This window comes from Streptomyces sp. NPDC050508 (assembly GCF_040655155.1).
Classification (GTDB): Bacteria; Actinomycetota; Actinomycetes; order Streptomycetales; family Streptomycetaceae; genus Streptomyces.
Window position 1 is genome coordinate 43106 of the sequence record NZ_JBFAJJ010000022.1, and the last position, 16132, is coordinate 59237.

The following is a 16132-nucleotide window of genomic DNA, read 5'->3' on the forward strand; positions in this document are numbered from 1 at the left end:
CGCTCCGCCGCGCGGGCGCGACCACCTGCAGACGGCCGTTGCGTGCCTACGGTGCGATGTAACGAGCCTCAAAGGCAGCCCACCCAGGGGCGCGGGGCTGTGTCGATTTGCGGCTCCGCCGCGCGGGCGCGACCACCTGCAGACGGCCGTTGCGTGCCTACGGTGCGATGTAACGAGCCTCAAAGGCAGCCCACCCAGGGGCGCGGGGAACTGCGCGACCAGCCACAGCCGGACGGTCAGCCGCAAACGATCCGCGCCCCCCACCCCCCTAGGCGCCCAACCTCACGAGTCCAACCCGATAGCAAAAGCCGCCTCAAGATCATGCTGGGAGTACGTCCGAAACGCCACGTGCGTATCCGTCCCCTCCACCCCGGGAATCTTGCTGATCCGCCCAGGAATCACCTCGGCCAGATCCTCGTGCTGCCGCACCCGAACCATCGCGATCAAGTCATACGTACCGGTGACGGAGAAGACCTCGCTCACAGATTCGAGCGCGGCGATCGACTCGGCGATCTCCGGAATCCGGTCCACGCTGGTCTTGATGAGGACGATCGCGGTGATCACGGCTGGTTCTCTCCCTCGGGGACCGTTACTGGGGCGGGCCCAACTCTAGTCGCCCGCCCGTCTCCCACCACCGCCCTTCCAAGGCCGCCCTTCGGGCCCTTCTTTTTCCTGAATCTCACCCACGCGTAGCCGAAGCCCAGCGTGAAGCCCACCAGGTGGGCCAGGTACGCCACCCCCGGACCCTGCGCGGTCTGCCCCGCCGCCAGCCACTGCAACGCCGCCCAGAACGGCAGCACGACCCACGCGGGGAAGCGCAGCGGCAGGAAGAAGAGGAAGGGGAGGAGACTCGTCACGCGGGCCCGGGGGAACAAGTACAGGAACGCCCCGAGGACCGCCGAGATCGCCCCGGACGCGCCGACCAGTGACTGTTCGGAGTCGGCGTTGGCAACCGCGTAGCCCAGCAGGGCCAGGTAGCCGCAGACCAGGTAGAACAGGGTGAACTCGACCCGGCCAAGACGCTCCTCGGTCATCGCTCCGAAGACGTAGAGGAAGAGCATGTTGCCGAGGAGATGGATCCAGCTGCCGTGGATGAAGAGGGCCGTGACGGGGGTGAGGGCCTCGCGGGCGGGGTCGGCGAACAGGTCGGCCGGGACCACGCCCCAGCGGTGGAAGTACGCCCGCTGCGCGGCGAGCAGCGCGTCCCCGGTGCCGTAGGACGGGACGAAGCCCGAGGCCGGGCCGAGGACGAAGATCAGGCAGCACAGGCCGATCAGGGTGTACGTCATGGGCGCCGAGGTGCCGCGGAACGTCCTGACGAGTGCCGAGCCCCAGTTGCTGATCATGGATACAGAGCATGACGTAACGGGGCGTAGCAGCACAGAGTGCCTCGCCGCTGTGGACGGCCGAGCGGTGAGTACCCGCCAGGCCGTAGGGTTACGAGCCACACTCGCCGGGGTAACCGGCGATCACGGAAACTGGAACAAGAAGGAAGCGGACAGCCACGATGACGGTTCCCCTGCCGACTGCCTCGACGCGGTGGCGCTGCACCCTCTGCGGCAACCTCACGCGCTTCGACGTGACGCGCTCGTCGAAGGTCGTGGAGTACCTCCACCTGGACCTGGCCGGTGAGCCGAAGGTGGAGGAGCGCGAGGTGGTCAGTGAGACCATCGAGTCGGTGCGCTGCCGCTGGTGCAACGCCGTGGATCAGGTGGAACTCGTCGACAGGCCGGGCGCCGGCTCCTGAGAGGGAGAGGCCCCGCACAGACATTGGGGTGTGAGGGATGGTGGAGAACTCAGGCGGGGGGCCGGGCGACGGCGCCGCCGAGGTGCTCGACCGTCCGCTGCCCGACGGCGTGCGGAGACGAGTCGTGCAGATCGTGTCCGACGGCTTCGGTGGGCTCACCGTCGCCGAACTGCCTTCGCAGCTACGACAGTACGCCCGCTTCGCCCCCAACCGGCGCGCCAAGTTCGCGGGCAATGCCATGGCCGCCGCTCTGGAGACGGATCCGCTGTTCCGGCAGCGTATCGGGGAGAAGCTCAGAGAGGCCCAGTCGGAGCTTGCGGGTGCTCTCGACTCCGGCTCGCCGCCCCCGGCCGCGGATCCGCTCGACGTGGCGGCCGCGGCCTATGTTCTGCGCCCCACCGGCTGGGTGAAGCTCGTGACCGCCGCCGGCGAGGAGGCGCTGCGCGCCGACGCCGAGCGCGCCGACGAGGAGAGCCGGGCCGAACTGGAGCGGCTGCGCGAGGAGTTGACGCAGGCCCGGGACGCGACCCGGACCGAGACCGAGCGGCTGCGCACCGAGCTGGACGCGGCGAAGAAGGAAGCGGAATCGCTTCACCGCAAGCTGCGCGCCGCCCACAGTGACGTCAAGCGCGGCGAGGCCGCCCTGCGCAAGCTGCGGGCCGAGACGGACGTCGCGCGCGCGGAGGGGCAGACCCAGGTGTCCGCGGCCGAGAGCGAGAGCAGACGGCTCAAGGCGCGGCTCAGCGAGGCGGAGGCGGCCCTTGAGGCCACCCGCAAGGCGGCCCGGGAGGGGCGCAGCGTCGAGGACATGCGGGTACGGCTGCTGCTCGACACCGTGCTGGAGGCAACCCAGGGGCTGCGGAGGGAACTGGCTCTGCCGCCCGTTTCCGTACGGCCCGCCGAGACCGTCGACGCGGTCGAACCGGGACGAATGACACCGAAAGACATCGCCGCGCGGGCGCTGTCCGAGAACGACCCCGCGATCCTCGACCAGTTGCTCGCGCTGCCACAGGCCCATCTGGTCGTCGACGGCTACAACGTCACCAAGACCGGCTATCCCCAAATGCCCCTGGAGAAGCAGCGGTTGAGGCTGCTCGGCCAGCTCTCGCAGCTCGCCGCGCAGACCGGCGCCGAGGTCACCTGTGTCTTCGACGGGGCCGAGCTGGCCGCGCCCGTGCTGCTCGCGCCGCCGCGCGGGGTGCGGGTGCTGTTCTCCAAACCGGGCGTCACCGCCGACGAGTTGATCCGCCAGCTGGTGCGCGCCGAGCCGCCCGGCCGGCCGGTGATCGTCGTCTCGACCGACCGTGAGGTGGCCGACGGCATCGCGAAGGCGGGCGCCCGGCCCGTCGCTTCTGCGGTACTCCTCAAGCGACTGTCGTGAAAGTCAACGTGCAGGTTTAATGCCGGAATTGACCGAACCGTCACGCAACGTAGCGTCAATCGACCATCACTGCATGTTGGTTATGTGCAAAGAATGCTTTGAGTGACGGCATTTTTTCGTGTGAGGATTTGAACTGATCACAGAAACATCACTAGGGTCGTGCCTCGAACCTCCGAACGGGTGATCACTCAATAGAAGGAGCTCGACTCCGTGGCGTCCCATCGTCGACCGAAGCAGCCGAGCCGCACGCGTGTCACTGTGCTGACCACCGCAGCCGCTGCCGCCGTTGCCTTCAGCGCTCAGGCCGCCAACGCCGCGCCGAGCGAGAAGCCCAGCAAGGACGAGGTCAAGTCGAAGGTCGACGCCCTCTACGAGCAGGCCGAGCAGGCCACCGAGAAGCTCGACGGGGCGCAGGAGAAGCAGCAGAAGCTCCAGAAAGAGATCTCGACCATCCAGGACAACGTCGCCCGCGGCCAGGAGGAGCTCAACAAGCTCCGGGACGGCCTCGGGACGATGGCGAGCGCCCAGTACCGCACCGGTGGCATCGACCCGTCGATCCAGCTGTTCCTGTCCTCGAACCCGGACGACTACCTCGACAAGGCGTCCACGATGGACCAGTTGAGCAGCCAGCAGGTCGAGGCGCTGACGAAGATCCAGGCCAAGCAGCGCGAACTCGCCCAGGAGCGCGCGGACGCGAGCACCAAGCTCAAGGACCTCTCCGCCACCCGCACCGAGCTCAAGAAGAAGAAGGACGAGGTCAAGGCCAAGCTGGCCGCGGCCCAGAAACTCCTCAACACCCTGACCGCGGCGGAGAAGGCGTCTCTCGCCCAGGAACAGGCCCAGGCCGCCAACCGCTCCAGCTCACGCGTGAATCTCGGCAACACCGGTTCCGCCTCCAGCCGGGCCGCCGCGGCCTTCGCCGCCGCCCAGTCCGTGATCGGCTCGCCGTACGTCTACGGCGCCTCCGGACCGTCCTCCTTCGACTGCTCGGGCCTGACCTCCTGGGCCTACGCGCAGGCGGGCGTCTCCATACCCCGCACGTCCGAGGCCCAGGCGAGCGCGGGCACGATCATCTCCAGCGTGAGCGACCTGAAGGTCGGCGACCTGGTCATCTTCTACGGCGACCGCCACCATGTCGGCCTGTATGCGGGCAACAATCAGGTGCTGCACGCCCCGCACACGGGCGCCGTGGTGCGCTACGAGTCGATCAGCGACATGCCGTTCCAGTTCGGCGTCCGGATCTGATCCCGTCCTCATCCGGTCGTTCCGGACCGCCCGAACGGGCGAATTACGACACTCCAGGCTGACCCCACGCCCCGCCCATGACCTGCGTCATAGGCGGGGCGTCACGTTGTGTGTCCGCGGAGGTCTTTGGCCCGCACCCCTTCACAGAGCTACTGTCTGGCGCGTTTCCCCGCATCGGGGGAGCGGTCCGTGTCCGCCAGCGGAAGGAAGTGCGGCTTCCCGTGGGATCCCGTCGTCGCCTTGCACCGTCCGGGTTCGACCGAGGCGCCAGTGCCGCGGTCTGTGTCTTGAGCGCGGCTGCTGCCGCACTCGGCGCCATGCCGGCCACCTCCGCCGTGGCCGCGCCGCACGACGACGCCCGAGCCGAGGTGGACCGGCTCTACCAGGAGGCCGAGAAGGCGACCGAGGCCTACGACAAGGCCGACGAGCACGCCGGGCAGCTGCACCGGCAGGTGAGCGACGCCCAGGACCGGATCGCCCGGCAGCAGCAGCGCATCAACACCATGCGGGACGCGCTGGGTTCACTCGCCGGCGCCCAGTACCGCTCCGGCGGCATCGACCCCACCGTCGCGCTGCTGTTCTCCGACGACCCGGCCGACTACCTCGACAAGGCGTCCGTCCTCGACCGGATCACCACCCAGCAGGCGGGTGAGCTCAAGGACCTCCAGGAGGCCATGCGCGAACTGGCCCAGGAGCGCACCGAGGCCGCCGGACACCTCGCCGAACTGGAGCGCAGCCGCAAGGCCGTCGCCACCCACAAGAAGACCGTCGAGGGGAAACTCGCCAAGGCCCGGCAACTGCTCAACCAGATGCCGCTCGCCGACCGCGCCGCCTTCGACCGGGCCTCCCGCTCCTCCCGCGAGGACATGCCCGACCTCGGTGCCGGCGTCCCGACCTCGGGGCGCGCGGCGGCAGCCGTGGCCGCCGCCCAGTCCGCACTCGGCAAGCCGTACATCTGGGGCGCCAACGGCCCCGGCGGCTTCGACTGCTCCGGTCTGATGCAGTGGTCGTACGCCCAGGCGGGCGTCCACCTCCCGCGCACCTCGCAGGAACAGCGCTACGCCGGCCGGCAGATCCCGCTCTCCCAGGCCCAGCCCGGAGACCTGGTCGTCTACCGCTCCGACGCCAGCCATGTCGCCATGTACGTGGGCAACGGCCAGGTCATCCACGCCCCCTACCCGGGCGCGCCCGTGCGCTACGACCCGGTCGGCATGATGCCGGTCTCGTCGGTCACGAGGGTCTGAACCCGCGCGAAAGGGTCGTACGATCGGGAAGTGACTGGTCGTAGGCGGGCGTCGCGCTCCGGAGTCCTCGCTCTGTGTCTGCTGCTCGCCTCGCTCGTGGGGTGCGGCGGACAGCCGGCGGCGGACAGTGCGAAGACCGATGTGCAGCGTCTGCTGGACGCACAGGCGGCGGCCGTCCTGCACCACGACGAGACGGCGTACGCGAGGACCGGCGCCCGCACCGCGTACGAGAACCTGCGCGCCGTCCCCTTCGCCTCTTGGTCGTACCGGCTGACCGCCCTCCACACCGGCGGCGCCACCGCGACCGCCGACGCCGAACTGAGCTACCGGGTCAAGGGCTACGACACCTCACCCGTCACGGTCGGCCGCACGCTCGGGCTGCGCCTCACCGCGGACGGGCAGTGGTACGTCGACTCCGACCGGCCCGCGAAGAAGTCCGGCCAACAGCTGTGGGACCAGGGCAGGGTGAGCGTCGTCAAGGGCGCGCACAGCCTCGTCATGGGCGTCGGGCAGTCCGCCGACAGCCTGCGCGACTACCGCGCCCTCGCGGACCACGCCGTACCGGCCGTGTCGGACGCCTGGGGCACGGGCTGGACCCGGCACGTCGTCGTGCTCGTCCCCGGCTCCCTGGGCGGTATGGCGGGCCTCCTGGGCGCACCGGCCGCGTCCTACCGGGGCATCGCCGCGGTGACGACGGGCGAGGCGGGCGGTTCGGGCAGCGCGCCCGCGGACCGGATCATCGTCAACCCGGACGCGTACGCGCTGCTGGGTTCGGTGGGCAAGCAGGTCGTGCTGACCCACGAGACGACCCATGTCGCCACCCGTGCCCAGACCACCGCCGCCACCCCGCTCTGGCTCTCGGAGGGCTACGCCGACTGGATCGGCTACCGCGGCACCGGCCGCACCCCGACCCAGGCCGCCCCGGAGCTCTACCGAGCCGTCGAGGACGGCGACCTCCCGACCGCCCTCCCCACCGACAAGGACTTCGGCTTCAGCAGTGAGGCGACGAAGCTCGCGCAGGCGTACGAGGGCGGGTGGATGGCCTGCCGAATGATCGAGGACCGGTGGGGAGTCGACCGACTGGGCAGGTTCTATCGGGCAGTTGGCGCCCACAAGAAGCGGGCCGGGGCGGTGGAGGACGCGATGAAGAGCGTGCTCGGGGTGACACTGGACGACTTCACGGCGCAGTGGCGGGACTATCTCAAGGCTCAACTCGCCTGATCCGGCGACCGGTTCATCTTGGCTGATCCAGTTGGTCGATGGCCTCCGTCAGCCACTCCCGCTCGGCCGCGCCCGTCGCCCGCGCGACCCGCAACATCCCCTGCCGGAACAGGTCTTGGGTCTCCTCCGCCCGTACGGGCTCGCCGTCCCGGTAGAAGAAACTCGCCGGGGTCTGAAGGAAGTCCAGCCGGCGGCGCAGCACGGCGGCCTGCTCCTGGCGGTCGGGCAGGTGCCGTAGGAAGGCCAGGACCGTGTTGAAGCGGACGTGGTCGGTGATCTCGGCCTGTTTGGGGTGGCGGAGGCGCTCCAGGAGGTCCTCGCGGCCCTTCCCGGTGAGGGACAGGACCCGGCGCGGGGCCGCGCTCGCGCCCTCCTCCGTGTGCTGGTCGAGCTTGCCGGCGGTGACCAGGCGGGTGATCGCCGGGTAGAGCGCGCCGTCGCTGACCGGGCGGACATGGCCGCTGAGTGCCTTGATGCGTTCCTTCAACTCGTAGCCGTGGAGCGGCTGTTCGGCGAGGAAGCCCAGGATCGAGAGCTCCAGCATGTGTCCTCCTTGCGGGCGCGATGCCCTCATGGTACCTCTTATCGAGCTACCTCGATTAGAGGTAGCTCGTATCGAGGGAGTCGCCCGTGAACACCCACCGCCGGCAGCTCATAGCGCTCGCCCACCCCGTCTACCTCTCGCTCCTGGCCTCCGTCGCCGCCGGGATCATCAACACCGTCTGGGTCTCCCGGCTCGGAGGCCCGGCCGTCGCCGCCGTGGCCGTCGCGACCAACACCGAGAACGTGCTCCTGGGCATCGCCCTGGTCTTCGCCTCCGGCACGACCGTGCTGGTCGCGCACGCGAGGGGAGCCCGCGACCCGGCCGCCGTACGGTCCGCGGTGCGCGGCGGCTGGGCCCTGTGCGCGCTGGTCACACCGGTCGTCGTCGGGGCCGGCTTCCTGTTCCGCGAACCACTGGCCCGCCTGGTCCTCGGCGGAAGTGGCCCCCAACTCCCGCTCGCGGTCGCCTACTTCGCGATCTCCCTGCCGGGCATCGCCGTCTTCTACGCCCAGCAACTCGTCGACGGCATCCTCAAAGGCGCCGGCGACACCAGAACCCCGATGCGCCTCGCCCTGCTCGCCAACGGGCTCATCCTCGTCACCGACCCGTTCCTCATCCACTTCTACGGCGTCCGGGGCGCCGCCGCCTCGACCGTGCTGTGCCGGGTCGTGGCGCTGGGAGCGGGGCTGCGCGCGCTGCGTCGAAATGCCCTGCTGCGTACGAAGGTTGCCCCCGCCGAGTCCGTCCGCGCCGCGCTGCGCCGGACGTTGACGACCGGGTTGCCGATGTCGGCGGACTTCACCGTCCGGCAGACCGGAACACTGGTGCTGGTCGCGATCGTTGCCCGACTCGGGGTGACGGCGGTGGCCGCGTACGCCATCGCCTACAAGGTCCTGTACGTGGCGACGATGGCCTTCTACTCCGTACGGCAGGCCGCCTCCATCCACACCTCGCACCTGCGCGGGGCCGGGCGCGACGAGCGGCGGGAGATCGGGCGGGAGGCGCTGCTGGTGTCCGGCGCGGTGGGCGTGGCGGCGGCCGTCCTGCTCTTCGTCACCGCCCCCTGGATCATGGCCGCCTTCGGCGCCGGGCCCCAAGTCGCCCACCAGGGCGTGCTGTTCCTGCGCTGCATCGGCCCCTACCTGCTCCTGATGGCCGGCTTCATCGCGCTCGGCGGGGTCTTCGAGGGGAGCGGTGGAGCACCGGCCCTGCTACGGGTGACAGTGCTCGGCACAGTGGTCCAACTCCCGCTGGCGTACGGGCTGTCGGGGCTCGGGCTGCCCGGCGTGTGCCTGGCGCTGGCGCTCGCGATGGGGGTGCAGTGCGCGGTCGTGGGCGTGCTGTTCCGTCGGCGGGCCCGGAGTCAGGAGGACGCCGACGTCGCCTTCGAGCGGGTCGCCTGACTCGGGAGCGGCGGTACGTCCGCCCAGGTGACCGAGGCCCGCCACAGTTCGCGTGCGCCCAGGACGGCCGCGGCGACCAGCAGGCCGTTGCGGAGGAACAGGAGGGCGATGCCCAGCCCGTCGCTGAAGACCACGTGGGCGAACCAGATCGGGAACTCCAGGACCGTCACGAAGGCCGCCGCCAGGACCAGGGCGACCGGGAGTCTCATCCGGCTGGCCCGGAAGCAGGAGCAGACGGCGGCGAGGCCGATCAGCCATACGACGTACTGGGGGCTGATCACCCGGCTGGTGACCGTGAACATCAGGACCGCCACGAAGGCCGCGTCCGCGAGGGTGTGCGGGACGAAGCGGGCCGCCATCAGGCGCCAGAGCATGAGCCAGCCGAAGGCCATCGCGGTGAGGCCCAGGGCCGCCGTGCTGACCCAGTTGACGTACGGGCCGACGAACTCGACCGAGCCGTAGTTGAGGAGCACCTCGCCGTTCCAGCCGAAGTGCCGGGCCACGTGGAAGACCAGGGAGCCGAGGGACTCCACCTCCGTGCCCCGCTCGCGCTGGAAGGTCAGGAAGGCGAACGCGCCCGGCATCGACACCGCGAAGAGAGAGGCGATCACCACGACCGTCACCGCCGCAGCGCCCCACGCACGGCGCTTGACCGCGCCCAGCAGGAGCAGCGCCGGCCACACCTTCAGCAGCGCCCCGAAGCCGACCAGCGCTCCCATCACGCGCGGATGCCTGGCCCCCGCGAGCAGCGCGGCCACGGCGACCGCGGTCACCATCACGTCGTAGCGCGCGTACACCGTCGGGCCGAGCAGCGGGACGCCCGCCACCCACACCCAGGCGCCGCGCAGCGTCCGGCCGGGGCGCAGGCCCGTGTACAGGAGCAGGGCCAGGACGGCCAGGTCGGCGAGGAAGGCGAGGACGAAGAACGCCGACGCGTAGTCGAGGAAGCCCAGCAGGGCGGGGGCGAGGATCGGGAGGGCGGCGGCGGGCGGGTACTGCCAGGTGACGTCGTCCAGCGGGAAGCCGCCGTGCCGGAGTGTCTCGTACCAGCCCTGGTAGATCACCGTCACGTCGCTGGTGACGTCCGGGCCGGGGAACACGAGCACCTTGAAGACGAACAGCAGCAGCATCAGCCTGGTCACGCCCCAGGTCCCCAGCAGCAGCGCCAGCCGCTGTCTCGCGCCCGCAATCTCCACGTGAGCCCCTGTTCCGTGCCGCATGCCGCTTTTGAGGGGCACATGATCTCCCGAAGGGCTGTGCGAGAGCCATGAAGCGCGGCCGTGCCGAGCTGTGAGTCACCGCCGGGTAGGGTCGGCCGCGTGCGCAAGACCCTGATCGTGACCAATGACTTCCCGCCCCGGCCCGGTGGCATCCAGGCTTTTCTGCACAACATGGCGCTGCGCCTGGAGCCCGAGCGGCTCGTCGTCTACGCCTCGACCTGGAAGCGCGGCAAGGAGGGTGCCGAGGCGACGGCCGCCTTCGATGCCGAGCAGCCCTTCACCGTAGTACGGGACGCCACGACCATGCTGCTGCCGACGCCCGCCGCGACCCGCAAGGCCGTGGGGCTGCTGCGGGAACACGGGTGTACGGCGGTGTGGTTCGGGGCGGCGGCGCCGCTCGGGCTGATGGCGCCGGCGCTGCGGAAGGCCGGTGCCGAGCGGCTGGTGGCCACGACCCACGGGCACGAGGCCGGGTGGGCGCAGTTGCCCGCCTCGCGTCAACTCCTGTACCGCATCGGGGAGTCGACGGACACGATCACCTACCTCGGCGAGTACACGCGGTCGCGGATCGCCGCTGCGCTGAGCCCGGAGGCGGCGGCCCGGATGGTCCAACTGCCGCCCGGTGTCGACGAGAAGGTCTTCCATCCCGGTTCCGGGGGTGCCGAAGTGCGGGAGCGTCTCGGGCTCACCGACCGGCCCGTCGTCGTGTGTGTCTCGCGGCTCGTGCCGCGCAAGGGGCAGGACACGCTGATCCTCGCCATGCCGCGCATCCTGGCCAGGCAGCCCGACGCGGTCCTGCTGATCGTGGGCGGCGGGCCGTACGAGAAGGACCTGCGCAGGCTCGCGTGCGAGACCGGTGTCACCGACTCCGTGCGCTTCACGGGCGCCGTGCCCTGGTCCGAACTGCCCGCGCACTACGGCGCCGGTGACGTCTTCGCGATGCCGTGCCGCACCCGGCGCGGCGGCTTGGACGTCGAGGGGCTCGGCATCGTCTACCTGGAGGCGTCCGCCACCGGGCTGCCCGTCGTCGCCGGCGACTCCGGCGGCGCGCCCGACGCGGTGCTCGACGGCGAGACCGGGTGGGTCGTACGGGGCGGCTCCCCGGAGGAGGCCGCCGACCGCATCGTCGCGCTCCTCGGTGACCCGGAGCTGCGGCAGAACATGGGGGAGCGGGGCCGGCAGTGGGTCGAGGAGCGGTGGCGGTGGGATCTTCTTGCGGAGAAGCTGAGGGCGCTGTTGTAGGGGCGCCATCCGGGGTGCCAGTTGATCGATGAGGGCGGGTGCGGGTGCGTGGGGGCTGGTTGCGCAGTTCCCCGCGCCCCTAAAAGCCCCGGGCGAACCCCCTGTCTTTAGGGGCGCGGGGCTGTATCGATATGCGGCTCCGCCGCGTGGGCGCGACCAGCCACACACAACCCGCACCCGCCCGACCACCGCACCCCCCACCCCCCCCACAGCGCCCCAAAACCGGCGCAGCCCCTTGGCGGAACCGGATAATCCGCAGATGCTGCGCGCATGACAGCAAAACTGACGCAGCATCAGCTGACGAGACGTCAAATCATGGGCATGATCGCCCTCCAGACCGCCGCCACCGCCGGTCTCACCCGTATCGGCCTGCAGTCCGCGCAGGCCGTCGAACCCGCCGCCGTCGAGTCCGCGACCGCGATCGTCGTCGGCTCCGGCTACGGCGGTGCGGTCGCCGCCCTCCGCCTCGGCCAGGCCGGCATCACCACCCTCGTCCTGGAAATGGGCCGGCTCTGGAACACCCCGGGCGCGGACGGCAAGATCTTCTGCTCCACCGCCGCCCCGGACAAGCGCTCCATGTGGTTCAAGACCCGCACCGAGGCCCCGCTCGCCACCTTCCTGTGGCTGGACGTCGTCAACAAGGACATCACCGCGTACCCGGGGGCCCTGGACCGCGTGCACTACGACAACATGTCCGTCTACGTCGGCCGGGGCGTCGGCGGCGGTTCCCTGGTCAACGGCGGCATGGCGGTCACCCCGCTCCAGTCGTACTTCGCCGAGCAGTTCCCCACCGTGGACGCCACCGCGATGTACAACACGTACTTCCCGCGCGCCCGCACGATGCTCGGCGTCAACACCGTCGACCCGACCTGGTTCGAGTCGACGGAGTGGTACCAGTTCACCCGCACCTCACGGAAGGCCGCCACCAACACCGGCCTGAAGACCACCTTCGTGCCCAACGTCTACGACTTCGGCTACATGGAGAAAGAAGCGGCGGGCACCGCCACCAAGTCCGCGCTCGCCCAGGAGGTCATCTACGGCAACAACTACGGCAAGAAGAGCCTCGACAAGACCTACCTCGCCTCGGCGCTCGGCACCGGCAAGGTCACCATCCACACCATGGAGAAGGTGAAGGCCGTCACGCGGGCGAGCGACGGGTCGTACGTCCTGACCGTCGACCGGATCGACGACACCGGCACGGTCGTCGAGACCAAGCAGTACAGCTGCACCTATCTGTTCCTCGGCGGCGGCAGCCTCGGCACCACCGAACTCCTCGTCCGCGCTCGGGACACGGGCACCCTGCCCGCGCTCAACTCCTCGGTCGGGGCGGGCTGGGGGCCCAACGGCAACACCATGGTGGGGCGGGCCAACCAGATCTGGGACACCACCGGCGCCAACCAGTCGACCATGCCGGTCATGGGCATCGACGACTGGGCCAACACCGACAACCCGGTCTTCGCGGAGATCGCCCCGCTGCCCATCGGGTTCGAGACCTGGGTGAGCCTCTATCTGGCGATCACCAAGAACCCCCAACGGGCGTCCTTCACCTACGACTCGGCGAGCGGCACGGTGAAGCTGGGCTGGACCGCGGCCCAGAGCGCGGTCTCGGTCGCGATGGCCAAGAAGCTGTTCGACCGGATCAACGCGGCCAACGCGACGCTCTACCGGTACGACCTGTTCGGCTCCACCAGCAAGGTGTTCGCGGACGACTTCTGCTACCACCCGCTGGGCGGCTGCGTGTTGGGCAGCGCGACCGACAACTACGGCCGGGTGAAGGGGTATTCGAAGCTGTACGTCACGGACGGCTCACTGGTACCGGGCAACATCGGCGTGAACCCGTTCGTCACCATCACCGCGCTCGCCGAGCGCACGCTGGAACGGGTCCTCGCCGAGGACTTCTGAACCCTGAAGGGAACCTTCAAGGGAACCCCCGAGGGAATCCCCAAGAGTTGCCCCAACTACCCGTCTACTTCTGGTAGATGGCCTCGATCTCGTCCGCGTAGTCCTTGGCCACCACATTGCGCTTGAGCTTCAGGGACGGCGTCAGGTGGCCCGACTCCTCCGTGAACTGGGAGGACAGAATGCGGAACTTCCGCACCGATTCCGCCTTCGACACCGCGGCGTTGCCGTCGTCGACCGCGTCCTGGATCGCCTGCACCAGGTCCGGATCGTCACGCAGCGACGCCGCGGTGGAACCCGCAGGCTTGCCGTGCTCGGCAGCCCAACGGCCCAGGAACTCGTCGTCGATGGTGACCAGCGCGCCCACGAACGGCCGCCCGTCGCCGACGACCATGCACTCCGCGACCAGCGCGTGCGCGCGGATCCGGTCCTCGATCACGGCCGGGGCGACGTTCTTGCCGCCCGCGGTGACGATGATCTCCTTCTTGCGACCGGTGATCCTGAGGTAGCCGTCCTCGTCGAGGGTGCCGATGTCCCCGGTGTGGAACCAGCCGTCGGCCAGCGCCTCGGCCGTAGCCGCCTCGTTGTTCCAGTAGCCCTTGAACAGGTGCTCGCCGTGCAGCAGCACCTCGCCGTCGTCCGCGATACGCACCACGGAGCCGGGCAGCGGCTGGCCGACCGTGCCGATCTTCGTCCGGTCCCAGGGGTTGAACGCGGTCGCCGCACAGGACTCGGTCAGCCCGTAGCCCTCCAGGACCGTGAAGCCGATCCCGCGGAAGAAGTGACCGAGCCGCTCGCCCAGCGGGGCGCCGCCGGAGATCGCGTACTCGCCCTTGCCGCCGAGCACCGCGCGCAGCTTGCTGTAGACGAGCTTGTCGAAGGTCTTGTACTTGAGCTTCAGGCCCAGCGACGGACCCGACGGCGTGTCCAGCGCGCGGCTGTACTCGATCGCGGTGTCGGCCGCCTTGTCGAAGATCTTGCCCTTGCCGTCCGCCTGCGCCTTGGCCCGCGCCGAGTTGTAGACCTTCTCGAAGACACGCGGCACGCCGAGGATCAACGTCGGCCGGAACGAGGCGAGTTCGTCGGTGAGGTTCTTGATGTCCGGGACCAGGCCGAGCTTGATCGGCGCCATCATCGGCGCGATCTGCACGAGCCGCCCGAAGACGTGCGCGAGCGGCAGGAACAGCAGCACCGAGCACTCGCCGGTGCGGAACAGCGGACGCAGCCGCTCCACGATGTTGCCGCACTCCGCGAAGAAGCTGCGGTGGGTGAGCACGCAGCCCTTGGGGCGGCCGGTGGTGCCACTCGTGTACACGATGGTCGCCGGGTCGTCGGCCTTCGCCTGCGAGCTGCGCTCCTCGACGGTCGCGTCCGAGACGTCCTTGCCCGCGCGGTCCAGCTCGTCGATCGCGCCGGCGTCGATCTGCCAGACGTGCTTGAGCGCGGGCAGCTGCGCGCGCACCGACTCGACGGCGGCGGCGTGCCCGTCCTGCTCCACGACGAGCGCGGTGGCCCCCGAGTCGCTCAGGATCCACTGCACCTGCTCCGGCGAGCTGGTCTCGTACACCGGCACGGTGATCCCGCCCGCGCACCAGATCGCGAAGTCGAGCAGCGTCCACTCGTACCGCGTGCGGGACATCAGCCCGACCCGGTCGCCGGGCTGGACGCCGGAGGCGATGAGCCCCTTGGCGGCGGCGTGCACCTCGGCGAGGAAGACCGTGGCGGTCACGTCCTGCCAGCCGCCGTTCGCCTTGCGGGCGATCACGGCGACATCTGGGTGCTGCGCGGCGTTTCTGCGGACGATGTCGGTCAGATTGCCGTCCGCGGGGACCTCGTACAAAGCCGGAAGGCTGAACTCGCGCAAGACTGCTGCTCCTCATAGGGCGCCGGCGCCACGACGTTGTGTGATGCGACGGTCCGGTCCAAGACTCGGGCAGGTGCCGCAGGACCCGGTGGTTGAAATCCTGAGCACGACTGGACTGCCCGGACGTTACCCGCCGGTATGGCTCCTACGACAGGGGGTCTCGGCGAGATGTTCGCTGCGTCACACAGATTGGTGTTTCCTCTCGCGCACAGTAGTCCACGCCTTTCTTAACTGGCCAGTAACCGCAAGCTCCGCCGCTACTGTTCACGTTTGCCGCACACGCCTACGCTTGATCGTCATGGCACTCACACCGGCAGGAAACCCCGGGACGCGCATCCATGTGGTCAGCGACGTGCACGGCAACGCCCGTGACCTGGCCAGATCCGGCGAGGGTGCCGACGCCCTGATCTGCCTGGGCGACCTGGTCCTCTTCCTCGACTACGCCGACCACTCACGCGGCATCTTCCCCGAGCTGTTCGGCGAGGAGAACGCCGACCGCCTGGTCGAGCTGCGCACCGCCCGCCGCTTCGAGGAGGCCCGCGAGCTGGGCGCCCGCCTGTGGGCCGGCGTCGGCGGCGACCGCGCGTCCCTGATCGAGAAGGCGGTGCGCAAACAGTACGCCGAGATGTTCGCCGCCTTCCCCACCCCGACGTACGCCACCTACGGCAATGTCGACATGCCGACCCTGTGGCCCGAGTACGCCGGACCCGGAACCACCGTGCTCGACGGCGAACGCGTGGAGATCGGCGGCTGGACGTTCGGCTTCGTGGGCGGCGGCCTCCGCACCCCCATGCGCACCCCGTACGAGATCAGCGACGAGGAGTACGCCGCCAAGATCGAGGCGGTCGGCGAGGTCGACGTCCTCTGCACCCACATCCCACCCGAGGTCCCCGAGCTGGTCTACGACACCGTCGCGCGCCGCTTCGAACGCGGCAGCCGGGCTCTCCTGGACGCCATCCGCCGCACCAGACCCCGCTATTCACTGTTCGGCCACGTCCACCAGCCGCTCGTCCGCCGGATGCGGATCGGGGCGACGGAGTGCGTGAACGTGGGGCACTTCGCGGGGAGCGGCAAGCCCTGGGCACTGGAATGGTGACCGCCCGCCGATGTCCGCAGGTAGGG

The 16132-nt window shown here is 69.9% G+C and carries 14 protein-coding genes; 9 read left to right on the top strand and 5 right to left on the bottom strand.

Features of this window, described 5'->3' with window-relative positions; all coding sequences use genetic code 11:
• Positions 1-282 precede the first annotated feature (282 nt).
• A complete protein-coding gene (locus AB0I69_RS41380; RefSeq protein WP_019062383.1) occupies positions 283-564 on the bottom strand; it encodes an Lrp/AsnC ligand binding domain-containing protein in 282 nt (93 codons plus the stop codon).
• A complete protein-coding gene (locus AB0I69_RS41385; protein ID WP_363100954.1) occupies positions 561-1346 on the bottom strand; it encodes a rhomboid family intramembrane serine protease in 786 nt (261 codons plus the stop codon). The genes AB0I69_RS41380 and AB0I69_RS41385 overlap by 4 nt, the downstream gene beginning before the upstream one ends.
• Positions 1347-1507: 161 nt before the next feature.
• Between AB0I69_RS41385 and AB0I69_RS41390 the strand changes: the two genes are divergently transcribed.
• The 5 genes from AB0I69_RS41390 to AB0I69_RS41410 all read left to right on the top strand — a co-directional run bounded on the left by AB0I69_RS41390 (position 1508) and on the right by AB0I69_RS41410 (position 6838).
• Positions 1508-1747, top strand: coding sequence for a hypothetical protein (locus tag AB0I69_RS41390; RefSeq protein WP_019067815.1), 240 nt, complete (start codon positions 1508-1510; stop codon positions 1745-1747).
• 37 nt (positions 1748-1784) lie between these two features.
• Positions 1785-3128, top strand: coding sequence for an NYN domain-containing protein (locus AB0I69_RS41395; RefSeq protein ID WP_363100955.1), 1344 nt, complete (start codon positions 1785-1787; stop codon positions 3126-3128).
• A 210-nt stretch (positions 3129-3338) separates the two neighbouring features.
• Positions 3339-4373 carry an NlpC/P60 family protein gene (locus AB0I69_RS41400; protein ID WP_363100956.1) on the top strand — a complete coding sequence of 345 codons (1035 nt, stop codon included), beginning with the start codon at positions 3339-3341 and terminating at the stop codon, positions 4371-4373.
• A gap of 221 nt (positions 4374-4594) precedes the next feature.
• Complete coding sequence (locus AB0I69_RS41405; RefSeq protein ID WP_363100957.1) at positions 4595-5617, top strand: NlpC/P60 family protein; 1023 nt, start codon at positions 4595-4597, stop codon at positions 5615-5617.
• Between the two features lie 30 nt (positions 5618-5647).
• Positions 5648-6838 carry a hypothetical protein gene (locus AB0I69_RS41410; protein ID WP_363100958.1) on the top strand — a complete coding sequence of 397 codons (1191 nt, stop codon included), beginning with the start codon at positions 5648-5650 and terminating at the stop codon, positions 6836-6838.
• A 13-nt stretch (positions 6839-6851) separates the two neighbouring features.
• Here the strand turns inward: AB0I69_RS41410 and AB0I69_RS41415 are convergent, their stop codons facing one another.
• On the bottom strand, positions 6852-7382 hold the full coding sequence (locus AB0I69_RS41415) for a PadR family transcriptional regulator (RefSeq protein ID WP_363100959.1): 531 nt from the start codon (positions 7380-7382) through the stop codon (positions 6852-6854).
• Positions 7383-7468: 86 nt separating this feature from the next.
• On the opposite strand from AB0I69_RS41415, the gene AB0I69_RS41420 reads away from it, so the two are divergent.
• On the top strand, positions 7469-8785 hold the full coding sequence (locus AB0I69_RS41420) for an MATE family efflux transporter (RefSeq protein WP_363100960.1): 1317 nt from the start codon (positions 7469-7471) through the stop codon (positions 8783-8785).
• Here AB0I69_RS41420 and AB0I69_RS41425 read toward each other — a convergent pair.
• Complete coding sequence (locus AB0I69_RS41425; RefSeq protein WP_363100961.1) at positions 8746-9981, bottom strand: glycosyltransferase 87 family protein; 1236 nt, start codon at positions 9979-9981, stop codon at positions 8746-8748. The two genes, AB0I69_RS41420 and AB0I69_RS41425, sit on opposite strands and share 40 nt — an antisense overlap.
• 123 nt (positions 9982-10104) lie before the next feature.
• Between AB0I69_RS41425 and AB0I69_RS41430 the strand changes: the two genes are divergently transcribed.
• Both AB0I69_RS41430 and AB0I69_RS41435 read left to right on the top strand, forming a co-directional pair.
• Positions 10105-11247 carry a glycosyltransferase family 4 protein gene (locus AB0I69_RS41430; protein ID WP_363100962.1) on the top strand — a complete coding sequence of 381 codons (1143 nt, stop codon included), beginning with the start codon at positions 10105-10107 and terminating at the stop codon, positions 11245-11247.
• Between the two features lie 321 nt (positions 11248-11568).
• Positions 11569-13149 carry a GMC oxidoreductase gene (locus AB0I69_RS41435; protein WP_363101027.1) on the top strand — a complete coding sequence of 527 codons (1581 nt, stop codon included), beginning with the start codon at positions 11569-11571 and terminating at the stop codon, positions 13147-13149.
• A 64-nt stretch (positions 13150-13213) separates the two neighbouring features.
• On the opposite strand, the gene AB0I69_RS41440 is transcribed toward AB0I69_RS41435, so the two are convergent.
• The gene (locus AB0I69_RS41440) at positions 13214-15010 is read right to left on the bottom strand and encodes an AMP-binding protein (protein WP_363100963.1); all 1797 of its coding nucleotides are present in this window, start codon (positions 15008-15010) and stop codon (positions 13214-13216) included.
• A gap of 340 nt (positions 15011-15350) precedes the next feature.
• Between AB0I69_RS41440 and AB0I69_RS41445 the strand changes: the two genes are divergently transcribed.
• Positions 15351-16106, top strand: coding sequence for a metallophosphoesterase (locus tag AB0I69_RS41445; RefSeq protein ID WP_363101028.1), 756 nt, complete (start codon positions 15351-15353; stop codon positions 16104-16106).
• Positions 16107-16132 lie beyond the last annotated feature (26 nt).

Excerpts from the sequence above, each read along its gene's own strand:
- AB0I69_RS41385 (WP_363100954.1), bottom strand. The coding sequence starts at position 1,346 with ATGATCAGCAACTGGGGCTCGGCACTCGTCAGGACGTTCCGCGGCACC.
- AB0I69_RS41435 (WP_363101027.1), top strand. The coding sequence starts at position 11,569 with ATGATCGCCCTCCAGACCGCCGCCACCGCCGGTCTCACCCGTATCGGC.
- AB0I69_RS41415 (WP_363100959.1), bottom strand. The coding sequence starts at position 7,382 with ATGCTGGAGCTCTCGATCCTGGGCTTCCTCGCCGAACAGCCGCTCCAC.
- AB0I69_RS41390 (WP_019067815.1), top strand. The coding sequence starts at position 1,508 with ATGACGGTTCCCCTGCCGACTGCCTCGACGCGGTGGCGCTGCACCCTC.
- AB0I69_RS41395 (WP_363100955.1), top strand. The coding sequence starts at position 1,785 with ATGGTGGAGAACTCAGGCGGGGGGCCGGGCGACGGCGCCGCCGAGGTG.